This window comes from Paraburkholderia phosphatilytica (assembly GCF_003443895.1).
Classification (GTDB): Bacteria; Pseudomonadota; Gammaproteobacteria; order Burkholderiales; family Burkholderiaceae; genus Paraburkholderia; species Paraburkholderia phosphatilytica.
Genome location: NZ_QQOA01000017.1, coordinates 25,559 through 38,000, shown reverse-complemented (window position 1 = coordinate 38,000; position 12,442 = coordinate 25,559). Strand labels below are relative to the sequence as shown.

12 protein-coding genes and 1 tRNA gene are annotated in these 12,442 nt (G+C 63.1%); all 13 read left to right on the top strand.

Annotated elements, in window-relative coordinates; all coding sequences use genetic code 11:
• Positions 1-50 precede the first annotated feature (50 nt).
• Positions 51-135 (top strand) — tRNA-Leu (locus DVS29_RS19085).
• Positions 136-309: 174 nt separating this feature from the next.
• Positions 310-669 (top strand): NADH-quinone oxidoreductase subunit A, encoded by a 360-nt coding sequence (locus DVS29_RS19080; protein ID WP_118182054.1) that lies wholly within the window; start codon positions 310-312, stop codon positions 667-669.
• A gap of 61 nt (positions 670-730) precedes the next feature.
• Positions 731-1,210, top strand: coding sequence for a NuoB/complex I 20 kDa subunit family protein (locus DVS29_RS19075; RefSeq protein ID WP_006052903.1), 480 nt, complete (start codon positions 731-733; stop codon positions 1,208-1,210).
• A gap of 20 nt (positions 1,211-1,230) precedes the next feature.
• Entirely contained in the window at positions 1,231-1,833 is a 603-nt protein-coding gene (locus DVS29_RS19070) for an NADH-quinone oxidoreductase subunit C (RefSeq protein WP_118182053.1), read from the top strand.
• Between the two features lie 9 nt (positions 1,834-1,842).
• Entirely contained in the window at positions 1,843-3,096 is a 1,254-nt protein-coding gene (locus DVS29_RS19065) for an NADH-quinone oxidoreductase subunit D (protein ID WP_118182052.1), read from the top strand.
• 181 nt (positions 3,097-3,277) lie between these two features.
• Positions 3,278-3,763 carry an NADH-quinone oxidoreductase subunit NuoE gene (nuoE, locus tag DVS29_RS19060; RefSeq protein ID WP_118182051.1) on the top strand — a complete coding sequence of 162 codons (486 nt, stop codon included), beginning with the start codon at positions 3,278-3,280 and terminating at the stop codon, positions 3,761-3,763.
• Positions 3,760-5,088: an NADH-quinone oxidoreductase subunit NuoF gene (gene nuoF / locus DVS29_RS19055; protein ID WP_118182050.1), complete on the top strand. Its 1,329-nt coding sequence runs from the start codon at positions 3,760-3,762 to the stop codon at positions 5,086-5,088. The genes nuoE and nuoF overlap by 4 nt, the downstream gene beginning before the upstream one ends.
• 183 nt (positions 5,089-5,271) lie before the next feature.
• Entirely contained in the window at positions 5,272-7,608 is a 2,337-nt protein-coding gene (gene nuoG / locus DVS29_RS19050) for an NADH-quinone oxidoreductase subunit NuoG (protein WP_118182049.1), read from the top strand.
• A complete protein-coding gene (gene nuoH / locus DVS29_RS19045) occupies positions 7,609-8,673 on the top strand; it encodes an NADH-quinone oxidoreductase subunit NuoH (protein WP_118182048.1) in 1,065 nt (354 codons plus the stop codon). It begins immediately after the preceding gene.
• Positions 8,674-8,687: 14 nt separating this feature from the next.
• Positions 8,688-9,176 carry an NADH-quinone oxidoreductase subunit NuoI gene (nuoI, locus tag DVS29_RS19040; protein WP_118182047.1) on the top strand — a complete coding sequence of 163 codons (489 nt, stop codon included), beginning with the start codon at positions 8,688-8,690 and terminating at the stop codon, positions 9,174-9,176.
• A 123-nt stretch (positions 9,177-9,299) separates the two neighbouring features.
• Entirely contained in the window at positions 9,300-9,980 is a 681-nt protein-coding gene (locus DVS29_RS19035) for an NADH-quinone oxidoreductase subunit J (RefSeq protein WP_118182046.1), read from the top strand.
• Between the two features lie 20 nt (positions 9,981-10,000).
• Positions 10,001-10,306: an NADH-quinone oxidoreductase subunit NuoK gene (gene nuoK, locus DVS29_RS19030; RefSeq protein WP_118182045.1), complete on the top strand. Its 306-nt coding sequence runs from the start codon at positions 10,001-10,003 to the stop codon at positions 10,304-10,306.
• Positions 10,307-10,323: 17 nt separating this feature from the next.
• The gene (nuoL, locus tag DVS29_RS19025) at positions 10,324-12,429 is read left to right on the top strand and encodes an NADH-quinone oxidoreductase subunit L (RefSeq protein ID WP_118182044.1); all 2,106 of its coding nucleotides are present in this window, start codon (positions 10,324-10,326) and stop codon (positions 12,427-12,429) included.
• Positions 12,430-12,442 lie beyond the last annotated feature (13 nt).

The window sequence follows — 12,442 nt, the reverse complement described above, 5'->3', positions numbered from 1 at the left end:
TTGAAGCGATTCGCGGGTTACCGAAGTAGTTTTCCCGGATTGCAGACAGTGCCGACGTGGTGAAATTGGTAGACACGCTATCTTGAGGGGGTAGTGGCGAAAGCTGTGCGAGTTCGAGTCTCGCCGTCGGCACCAATGTTATCTAATGCCAGCCGCTTGCTTCTTCAGCCGGGCTGGCATTTTCGCTTCTAGCCTCCGGATTGCGATGGGCTTGCATCGCCAGGCAGATCGAAGCGATTTCACGAAGGGGCGTATACTTTCCATGTATATTCTCCGGCGTCATCCAGAACCAACCGATTGAGGACAGTCTTGAACCTCGCAGCCTATTTCCCCGTCTTGTTGTTCCTCCTCGTGGGCACCGGTTTGGGCGTGGCGTTGGTCAGCATCGGCAAGATCCTCGGTCCGAACCGGCCCGACAGCGACAAGAACGCTCCATACGAGTGTGGCTTCGAAGCGTTCGAAGACGCGCGCATGAAGTTCGACGTGCGCTACTACCTCGTGGCCATCCTCTTCATCATTTTCGACCTTGAGACCGCGTTCCTGTTCCCGTGGGGCGTGGCCCTGCGCGACATCGGCTGGCCGGGCTTCATGGCAATGATGATTTTTCTGCTCGAATTCCTGCTGGGCTTCGCCTATATCTGGAAGAAAGGCGGCCTCGACTGGGAATGACGGGTTAATCGCCGGTTAGCGTGGGCGGCACGTGCTCGCCGCCCGTCTGGAGTAGAAAGCAATGAGTATCGAAGGGGTCTTGAAGGAAGGGTTTGTCACCACCACGGCTGACAAGCTGATCAACTGGACGCGCACCGGCTCCCTCTGGCCGATGACGTTCGGTCTCGCGTGCTGCGCGGTGGAGATGATGCATGCGGGCGCTGCCCGTTACGACCTCGACCGTTTCGGCGTGGTGTTTCGTCCGAGTCCGCGTCAGTCGGACGTGATGATCGTCGCCGGCACGCTGTGCAACAAGATGGCGCCCGCACTGCGCAAGGTGTACGACCAGATGGCCGAACCGCGCTGGGTGATCTCGATGGGTTCGTGCGCGAATGGCGGCGGCTACTACCACTATTCGTATTCGGTCGTGCGCGGTTGTGACCGCATCGTGCCGGTCGACGTGTACGTGCCGGGTTGCCCGCCCACAGCTGAAGCCCTGGTGTACGGGGTGATCCAGCTGCAGGCGAAGATCCGTCGCACCAACACGATCGCCCGTCAATAATCCCCGGCCTTCCCCACAATATGGCAAGCAAACTCGAGACTCTCAAGGCGAACCTCGAGGCGGCTTTTGGCGGCCGCCTGCAGAGCGTTACCGAAGCAATCGGCGAGCTCACGATCGTCGTCAAGGCAAGCGAATTCCTCGACATCGCGAAGACGCTGCGCGACAACCGCTCGCTCGGTTTCGAACAGCTGATCGACCTGTGCGGCGTCGATTACCAGGCCTACGGCGACGGCGCGTATGACGGCCCGCGCTTCGCGTCCGTACTGCATCTGCTGTCGATCTCGAACAACTGGCGTCTGCGTGTGCGCGTGTTCGCACCGGATGACGACGTGCCGCTCGTGCCGTCCGTCGTCGACATCTGGAATTCGGCGAACTGGTACGAGCGCGAAGCGTTCGACCTCTACGGCATCGTGTTCGAAGGTCACCCCGACCTGCGCCGCATTCTCACCGACTATGGCTTCATCGGCCATCCGTTCCGCAAGGATTTCCCGGTTTCCGGCTACGTCGAGATGCGCTACGACGCGGAAGAGAAGCGCGTCGTCTACCAGCCGGTGACGATCGAGCCGCGGGAAATCACGCCGCGCGTGATCCGCGAGGATCACTATGGCGGCCTGAAACACTGAGAACACGCCATGGCAGAGATCAAGAACTACACGCTCAACTTCGGTCCGCAGCACCCGGCAGCGCACGGCGTGCTGCGCCTCGTGCTCGAACTCGACGGCGAAGTGATCCAGCGCGCCGATCCGCACATCGGCCTTCTGCATCGCGCCACTGAGAAGCTCGCGGAAAACAAGACCTTCATCCAGTCGGTGCCGTACATGGACCGTCTCGACTACGTGTCGATGATGGTCAACGAACACGGCTACGTGATGGCGATCGAGCGTCTGCTCGGCATCGACGTGCCGGAGCGCGCGCAGTACATCCGCGTGCTGTTCGACGAAGTCACCCGGGTGCTGAACCACCTGATGTGGATCGGCGCGCACGCGCTCGACGTCGGCGCGATGGCGGTGTTCCTGTACGCATTCCGCGAACGCGAAGACCTGATGGACGTGTACGAGGCGGTGTCCGGTGCACGGATGCACGCGGCGTACTACCGTCCGGGCGGCGTCTATCGCGATCTGCCTGACGCAATGCCGCAATACAAGGCGTCGAAAATTCACAATGCGAAAGCGTTGGCGAAGATGAACGAAGCGCGCTCGGGTTCGCTGCTCGACTTCATCGACGACTTCTTCAACCGCTTCCCGCGCTGCGTCGACGAATACGAAACGCTCCTGACCGACAACCGGATCTGGAAGCAGCGTCTCGTCGGGATCGGCGTGGTCAGCCCGGAACGCGCGCTGCAGCTCGGCCTCACCGGCGCGATGCTGCGCGGCTCGGGTATCGAGTGGGATCTGCGCAAGAAGCAGCCGTACGAAGTGTACGACCGCCTGGATTTCGACATCCCGGTGGGCGTGAACGGCGACTGCTACGACCGCTACCTCGTGCGTGTCGAGGAGATGCGCCAGTCCGTACGCATTGCGAAACAATGTATCGAGTGGCTGCGCAAGAATCCGGGCCCGGTGATGACGGACAACCACAAGGTTGCGCCGCCGTCGCGCGTCAACATGAAGTCGAACATGGAAGAGCTGATTCACCACTTCAAGCTCTTCACCGAAGGCTTCCACGTGCCCGAAGGCGAAGCGTACGCCGCCGTCGAGCATCCGAAGGGCGAGTTCGGCATCTATCTCGTGTCGGACGGCGCGAACAAGCCGTATCGCCTGAAGATCCGCGCGCCGGGTTACGCGCATCTGTCCGCACTCGATGAAATGGCCCGCGGCCACATGATCGCCGACGCAGTGACGATCATCGGTACGCAGGACATCGTGTTCGGTGAAGTCGACCGCTAAATCGTAGCGGCCGGTGCAGCGCGGCTCGCGTGGCCGCGCCCGCAGTACCCGTACCACGGCGCGTTGCCGGCAGCATCGAAAGGCGCGTGCCGCGTATCACCCCAGGAACGCCACGTCTGTCGCTGTGCTTTTTCGCGGCAGGTTTTCGTTCGGTAGGAATTGAAAAGAGTCGTGTCTGAAAATGATCTCAGCTGAAGGCCTGAAAGAAATCGATCGCGCGCTGACGAAGTACCCCGCCGATCAGAAACAGTCCGCCGTGATGTCGGCGCTGGCCGTCGCTCAGGAAGAGCATGGCTGGCTGTCGCCCGAACTGATGCAGTTCGTCGCGGACTACCTCGGCATGCCGGCCGTCGCGGTGCAGGAGGTGGCAACCTTCTACACGATGTACGAGACGTCGCCCGTCGGCAAATACAAGATCACGCTCTGCACGAATCTGCCGTGCCAGCTCGGCCCGGATGGCGGCTCGGAAAGCGCCGCCGAATACCTGAAGCAGAAGCTCGGCATCGACTTCGGCGAAACCACGTCGGATGGCAAGTTCACGCTCAAGGAAGGCGAGTGCATGGGCTCGTGCGGCGACGCACCGGTCATGCTCGTGAACAACCACCGCATGTGCAGTTTCATGAGCCGCGAGAAGATCGACCAGCTGCTGGAGGAACTGTCGAAATGACCTCTCTGCACGACCGTCACATCAAGCCGCTGATTCTCGCCGGACTGAACGGCGACAACTGGCATCTGAAAGACTACGAAGCGCGCGGCGGCTACAAGCAGCTGCGCCGCATCCTCGAAGAAAAGATTCCGCCCGAGCAGGTGATCGCCGACGTCAAGGCGTCGGGTCTGCGCGGCCGCGGCGGTGCGGGCTTCCCGACCGGCCTGAAGTGGAGCTTCATGCCGCGTCAGTTCCCGGGGCAGAAGTACCTCGTCTGCAATTCGGACGAAGGCGAACCGGGCACGTTCAAGGACCGCGACATCCTGCGCTGGAATCCGCATTCGCTGATCGAAGGCATGGCCATCGGCGCGTACGCGATGGGGATCACGGTCGGCTACAACTACATCCACGGCGAAATCTTCGAAACGTACAAGCGTTTCGAAGAGGCGCTGGAAGAAGCGCGCGCGGCCGGCTATCTCGGCGACAACATCATGGGCTCGCCGTTCTCGTTCCAGCTGCACGCGCACCATGGTTATGGCGCGTACATCTGCGGCGAAGAGACGGCGCTGCTCGAATCGCTCGAAGGCAAGAAAGGCCAGCCGCGCTTCAAGCCGCCGTTCCCGGCGAGCTTCGGCGTGTACGGCAAGCCGACCACGATCAACAACACCGAGACGTTCGCCGCCGTGCCGTTCCTGCTGGAAATCGGCCCGCAGGCGTACCTCGAACTCGGCAAGCCGAACAACGGCGGCACGAAGATCTTCTCGGTGTCCGGCGACATCGAGCGTCCGGGCAACTACGAGGTTCCGCTCGGCACGCCGTTCTCGAAGCTGATGGAACTCGCGGGCGGCATGCGCGGCGGCAGGAAGATCAAGGCAGTGATTCCGGGCGGTTCGTCGGCGCCGGTGGTGCCGGGCGATCTGATGATGCAGACCGACCTCGACTACGACTCGATCGCGAAGGCCGGCTCGATGCTCGGTTCGGGCGCGGTGATCGTGATGGACGAGACGCGCTGCATGGTGCGCTCGCTGTTGCGTCTGTCGTACTTCTACTACGAGGAATCGTGCGGCCAGTGCACGCCGTGCCGCGAAGGCACCGGCTGGCTGTATCGCGTGGTGCACCGTATCGAGCACGGCCAGGGCCGCCAGGAAGATCTGGACCTGCTGAACTCGGTTGCCGAGAACATCATGGGCCGCACGATCTGCGCGCTCGGCGATGCGGCGGCGATGCCGGTGCGCGGCATGCTCAAGCACTACTGGGACGAGTTCGAATATCACGTCGCGAACAAGCGCTGCCTTGTCGGCGGACACGCGGGCGCGCACGCGGCGGCAGAAACGGTCGCTGCCTGATCGAGCGGTTGAGCAGTACGGCGCGCGCAGGTCCCACACCCGCGCGGCGCCGTCCGGCTGCAAAAGCGTAGTGCCACAGGTCAAACGCGGAATTCGTCGCTGCAGCGAATCGTGCAATAGCGCACTCGCGCGGCGAACGGGGCGAACGATTGAGCGGTAACAGGTTAAGGAAGATTAACCATCATGGTTGAACTTGAAATAGACGGCAAGTCGGTCGAAGTGCCGGAAGGCAGCATGGTGATCCAGGCTGCGCATAAGGTCGATACATACATTCCGCACTTCTGCTACCACAAGAAGCTGTCGATCGCGGCCAACTGCCGGATGTGTCTCGTCGAAGTCGAGAAGATGCCGAAGGCCGTGCCCGCATGCGCGACGCCGGTCTCGCAGGGCATGATCGTTCGCACGAAGTCGGACAAGGCGGTGAAGGCGCAGCAATCCGTGATGGAGTTCCTGCTGATCAATCACCCGCTCGACTGCCCGATCTGCGATCAGGGCGGCGAGTGCCAGCTGCAGGATCTGGCGGTCGGCTACGGCAAGTCGTCGTCGCGTTACAGCGAAGAGAAGCGCGTGGTGTTCCACAAGAACGTGGGCCCGCTGATCTCGATGGAAGAGATGACCCGCTGCATCCACTGCACGCGCTGCGTGCGCTTCGGCCAGGAAGTGGCCGGCGTGATGGAGCTGGGCATGCTGGGCCGCGGCGAGCATTCGGAAATCACGTCGTTCGTCGGCAAGACGGTGGATTCGGAACTGTCGGGCAACATGATCGACCTGTGCCCGGTCGGCGCGCTCACGAGCAAGCCGTTCCGCTACAGCGCGCGGACGTGGGAACTGTCGCGCCGCCGCTCGGTGAGCCCGCACGATTCCGTCGGCGCGAACCTCGTCGTGCAGGTGAAGAACAACCGCGTGATGCGCGTGCTGCCGTTCGAGAACGAAGCGGTCAACGAATGCTGGATTTCGGACAAGGACCGCTTCTCGTACGAAGCGCTGAACAGCGCCGAGCGTCTGACGTCGCCGATGCTGAAGCAGGGCGGCAAGTGGGTCGAAACCGACTGGCAGACCGCGCTCGAATACGTGGTCAAGGGTTTCAAGGGCATCAAGGGCGACCACGGCGCGAATGCGCTGGCGGCGCTCGCAAGCCCGAACAGCACGGTCGAAGAACTGTTCCTGCTGAACGCGCTCGCGAAGAACGCGATCGGCACGCCGAACGTCGACTTCCGTCTGCGCCAGATCGATTTCTCCGCGCCGCTGAACGGCGCGCCGTGGCTCGGCGCCGCGATCGCGGATCTGTCCGTCGTCGATACGGCGTTCGTGATCGGCTCGTTCCTGCGCCGCGATCATCCGCTCTTCGCCGCACGTCTGCGCCAGGCCGCGAAGTCGGGCGCGACGATCACGTTCCTGCAGGCCTCGAACGATGACGCGCTGATCCCGGGTTCGCATCGTATCGTCGCTGCGCCGTCCGCATGGCTCGACGAGCTCGCCGGCATCGCCACCGCGCTCGCCGACGTGAAGGGTGTCGCGGTTCCCGAAGCCTTCGCCGGCACGTCCGCATCCGATGCGCACAAGGCCGCTGCAGCCGCGCTCGCCGCGGGCGAGCAGCGCGTCGTGCTGCTCGGCAACGGCGCCGTCCAGCATCCGCAGTTCGCGCTGATCCATGCCGCCGCGCAGTGGATCGCCGACAACACGGGCGCGAAGCTCGGCTTCCTGACCGAAGGCGCGAACACGGTTGGCGCGCATCTCGTCGGCGCACTGCCGGGCGACGGCGGTCTGAATGCCGCCGAGGTGTTCGCGCAGCCGCGCAAGGGCTACGTGCTGCTGAACGTCGAGCCCGAGTTCGACACGGCCAACCCGGCGCAGGCGCTCGCCGCGCTGAAGGCCGCCGAGATGGTCGTGATGCTGACGCCGTTCAAGACCGGCCTCGACTACGCCGACGTGCTGCTGCCGGTGTCGCCGTTCACGGAAACGGCCGGCACGCTGGTCAACGCGGAAGGCACGGTGCAGGGTTTCAACGGCGTCGTGCGTCCGCTCGGCGAAACGCGTCCCGCATGGAAGGTGCTGCGCGTGCTGGGCAGCCTGCTCGACGCGCCGGATTTCGCTTTCGACACGTCGGAAGAAGTGCGCACGGCCGCGCTCGGCGACGGCAGCTTCGCTGCGCGTCTGTCGAACGGCACGGGCGTCACCGTCGCGCGCGGCGCGAAGGCCGCGGCGGCGAACGGCAGCTTCGAGCGGATCGCCGATGTGCCGATCTATCACGCCGATCCGATCGTGCGCCGCGCACCGTCGCTGCATCTGACGGTCGCCGCGCGCAACGCGAACGTGGCGGGTCTGCCGGCGGAACTGTTCGACCGGCTCGGGTTGAAGGACGGCGACGCCATCCGCGTGCGCCAGGGGGATCTGTCGGTGCAGCTGCCGGCAGTGCGCGATGCGAATCTCGCTGCGACGGTCGTTCGCGTGTCGGCGGCAACGCCTGCCGGTGCGGCGCTCGGCAGCCTGTTCGGTGAACTGGTGGTGGAGAAGGCGTAAATGAGCTTGTTCGATACGATCAACGCAGGCGGCACCCAGCTGCTCGGGGTGGCCTGGCCCACGGTGTGGGCGCTGGTGCGCATCCTCGTGGTGGCGGTGGCGATCCTGCTGTGCGTCGCTTACCTGATCCTCTGGGAGCGCAAGCTCATCGGCTGGATGCACGTGCGTCTCGGCCCGAACCGCGTGGGTCCCGCGGGTCTGTTGCAGCCGATCGCCGACGTGCTGAAGCTGCTGCTGAAGGAAGTGATCCAGCCGGCGCAGGCGAGCCGCTGGATCTACCTGATCGCGCCGGTGATGGTGGTGGTGCCGGCGTTCGCGGTGTGGGCGGTGATTCCGTTCCAGGCGGGCGCGGTGCTCGGCGACATCAACGCGGGCCTGCTGTATGCGATGGCGATCTCGTCGATCGGCGTGTACGGCGTGATTCTCGCCGGCTGGGCGTCGAACTCGAAGTACGCGTTCCTCGGCGCGATGCGCGCGGCCGCGCAGATGGTCTCGTACGAAATCTCGATGGGCTTCGCGCTCGTCGTCGTGCTGATGACGGCCGGCACGCTGAACCTGTCGGGCATCGTCGGTTCGCAGGAACACGGCATCTTCGCGTCGTACGGCATCAACTTCCTGTCGTGGAACTGGCTGCCGCTCCTGCCGATGTTCGTCGTCTACTTCGTGTCGGGCATCGCGGAAACGAACCGCCATCCGTTCGACGTGGTGGAAGGCGAATCGGAAATCGTCGCGGGTCACATGATCGATTACTCGGGTATGGCGTTCGCGCTGTTCTTCCTCGCCGAGTACATCAACATGATCGTGATCTCGGCGCTCGCCGCGACGCTGTTCCTCGGCGGCTGGTCGGCTCCGTTCGGCTTCCTGTCGTTCATTCCGGGCATCTTCTGGCTGGTGTTCAAGGTGTTCGCGTTGCTGTCGGTATTCATCTGGGTGCGTGCCACGTTTCCGCGCTACCGCTATGACCAGATCATGCGTCTCGGCTGGAAGGTGTTTATTCCGGTCAGCGTCGTCTGGCTGGTGGTGGTCGGCTTCTGGATCATGTCGCCGTTGAATATCTGGAAATAAGGGCGGGTGACTCCATGACCGCAATTCAAAACTTCTTCAAGACTTTCTTCCTGACCGAACTGATCAAGGGTCTCGCGCTGACGGGTCGTTACACGTTCAAGCGCAAGTTCACCGTGCAGTTCCCGGAAGAAAAAACGCCGATCTCGCCGCGCTTTCGCGGTCTGCACGCGCTGCGCCGCTATGAAAACGGCGAAGAGCGCTGCATCGCCTGCAAGCTGTGCGAAGCGGTGTGCCCGGCGCTCGCCATCACGATCGAATCGGAAACGCGCGCGGACAACACGCGCCGCACGACGCGCTACGACATTGACCTGACCAAATGCATCTTCTGCGGTTTCTGCGAAGAGAGCTGCCCCGTCGATTCGATCGTCGAGACGCACATCCTCGAATATCACGGCGAGAAGCGCGGCGACCTGTACTTCACGAAGGACATGCTGCTGGCAGTGGGCGATCGTTACGAAGCGGAAATCGCTGCGAACAAGGCAGCGGACGCACCGTACCGCTGATCGCAGGAGTGGAGCGTTCGACGCGGCAGGCAGGCGCCACGCAGTAACAGCGCGCCGCGGTACAGGGTCGAACCCGTGCCAAAGAACCATGGCTGACGATGGCCTAACGATGAACCGGTAATCATGGAATTCACGACCGTACTGTTCTACATCTTCGCGCTGCTCCTGACGGTGTCAGGGCTGAAGGTGATCACTTCGCGCAACCCGGTAGCGTCCGCGCTGTTCCTCGTGCTCGCGTTCTTCAACGCGGCCGCGATCTGGATGCTGCTCGAGGCCGAGTTCCTCGCCATCCTGCTGGTGCTCGTCTACGTCGGCGCGGTGATGGTGCTGTTCCTGTTCGTCGTGATGATGCTGGACATCAATCTCGACGAACTGCGACGCGACTTCCGCCGCTTCGTGCCGATGGCGTCGATCGTCGGCGCGATCATCGTCGTCGAGACCGCGCTGATCCTGTGGCACGGCTACGGCGCGACGATCTCGCCCGTGCCCGACACGTCGGCCGCGGCGGCGGGTGCAGCCGCGGGCTCGTGGTCGAACACGCGCCTGATCGGCAAGATCATCTACACGGACTACATCTTCGCGTTCGAAGTCGCCGGCCTCGTGCTGCTGGTGGCGATCATCGCGGCGATCGCACTGACCACGCGCCACCAGAAGGACAGCAAGCGTCAGCGCGTGTCGGATCAGGTCAAGGTGCGCCGTCAGGACCGCGTGCGCATCGTGAAGATGCCGGTGGAGCGGGCGGCGCCGGAAGCCGCCGCGCAGGCCGAGGCAGCGGGCACCACCGCGCCGGGCAGCAACGGCTGAGCGAACAGGAGGAGAAAAACATGTTGTCCCTTGCTCATTACCTCGTACTCGGCGCGATCCTGTTCGCGATTGCCGTCGTCGGCATTTTCCTGAACCGTCGCAACGTGATCATCATCCTGATGGCGATCGAGCTGATGCTGCTGGCGGTGAACACCAATTTCGTCGCCTTCTCGCATTACCTCGGCGACGTGCATGGCCAGATCTTCGTGTTCTTCGTGCTGACCGTCGCGGCAGCCGAAGCGGCGATCGGCCTCGCCATTCTGGTGACCCTGTTCCGCAGCCTCGACACGATCAACGTCGAGGATCTCGATCAGCTCAAAGGTTAAATTCAGGCACTGCTGTTATGTCAACGACACTCAACGAAAACCTGCTGCTGGCGATTCCGCTCGCACCGCTCGTCGGCTCGCTGATCGCGGGGCTGTTCGGGAACACGGTGGGTCGGAAGGGCGCCCACTCGATCACGATCCTCGGCGTGTTCATCTCGCTCGTCCTGTCGGTCGTCGTGTTTCTCGACGTCATGCAAGGCGCGAGCTTCAACGCGACGATCTACGAATGGATGACGGTCGGCAAGCTGAACATGGAAGTCGGCTTCCTGGTCGACTCGCTCACCGCGATGATGATGTGCGTCGTGAACTTCGTGTCGCTGATGGTGCACATCTACACCATCGGCTACATGGCCGACGAAGAGACGGGCTACCAGCGCTTCTTCTCGTACATCTCGCTGTTCACGTTCTCGATGCTGATGCTCGTGATGAGCAACAACTTCCTGCAGCTGTTCTTCGGCTGGGAAGCGGTGGGTCTCGTGTCGTACCTGCTGATCGGCTTCTACTTCAAGCGTGAGAGCGCGATCTACGCGAACATGAAGGCGTTCCTCGTGAACCGCGTGGGCGACTTCGGCTTCCTGCTCGGCATTGGTCTGCTGCTCGCGTACGGCGGCTCGCTGAACTACGCGGAAGTGTTCGCGAAGAGCCACGAACTCGCCACGCTGTCGTTCCCGGGCACGAGCTGGGGTCTGCTGACGGTGGCCTGTATCTGCCTGTTCATCGGCGCGATGGGTAAGTCCGCGCAGTTCCCGCTGCACGTGTGGCTGCCGGATTCGATGGAAGGCCCGACGCCGATCTCCGCGCTGATTCACGCGGCGACCATGGTGACGGCCGGTATCTTCATGGTGACGCGCATGTCGCCGCTGTTCGAACTGTCGGACACCGCGCTGTCGTTCATCATGGTGATCGGCGCGATCACGGCGCTCTTCATGGGCTTCCTCGGCATCGTCCAGAACGACATCAAGCGCGTGGTCGCGTATTCGACGCTGTCGCAGCTCGGCTACATGACCGCCGCGCTCGGCGCATCGGCGTACTCGGTCGCCGTGTTCCACCTGATGACGCACGCGTTCTTCAAGGCGCTGCTGTTCCTCGGCGCCGGTTCGGTGATCATCGGCATGCACCACGATCAGGACATGCGCAACATGGGCGGCCTGCGCAAGTACATGCCGATCACGTGGATCACGTCGCTGATCGGTTCGCTCGCGCTGATCGGCACGCCGTTCTTTTCAGGCTACTACTCGAAAGACTCGATCATCGACGCGGTGAAGCTGTCTCATCTGCCGGGTTCGGGCTTCGCGTACTTCGCGGTCACCGCGAGCGTGTTCGTCACGGCGCTGTACTCGTTCCGTATGTACTTCATGGTGTTCCATGGCGAGGAGCGCTTCCGCGGTCCGAAGCATCCCGACTCGCCGATGGGCATCGAAGCCGCGCACGCGGCTGCGCACGGTCACGACGCACATGGCCACGACGATCACGGCCACGGTCATGACGCACACGGTCATGACGACCACGGCCACGGTCATGCACACGAGCCGCACGAAACGCCGTGGGTGGTGTGGCTGCCGCTCGTACTGCTGGCCATTCCGTCGGTCATCATCGGCGCGATCGCGATCGGCCCGATGCTGTACGGCGACTTCTTCCAGCATGGCGTCGCGTACAGCAGCGTGATCTTCATCGGCGACAACCATCCGGCGCTGAAGGAGATGGCCGAAGAATTCCACGGCTGGGTCGCGATGGGTCTGAGCTCGGTGTCGGGTCTGCCGGTGTGGCTCGCGCTCGCGGGTATCGTCACCGCGTGGTTCATGTACCTGAAGCGTCCGGACCTGCCGGCCGTGGTTCGCCGCGCGTTCGGTCCGATCTACACGCTGCTCGACAACAAGTACTACATGGACAAGATCAACGAGGTCGTGTTCGCGCGCGGCGCTGTCGCGATCGGCCGCGGCCTCTGGAAAGAGGGCGACGTCGTCGTCATCGACGGTATCGTCAACGGCAGCGCGCGCTTCATCGGCTGGTTCGCGAGCGTGATCCGTTTCCTGCAATCCGGTTACATCTACCACTACGCGTTTGCCATGATCATCGGCATGTTGGGGCTCTTGACCCTGTTTGTAACGCTCGGCGGCAAATAAGGCGAGGGACGAG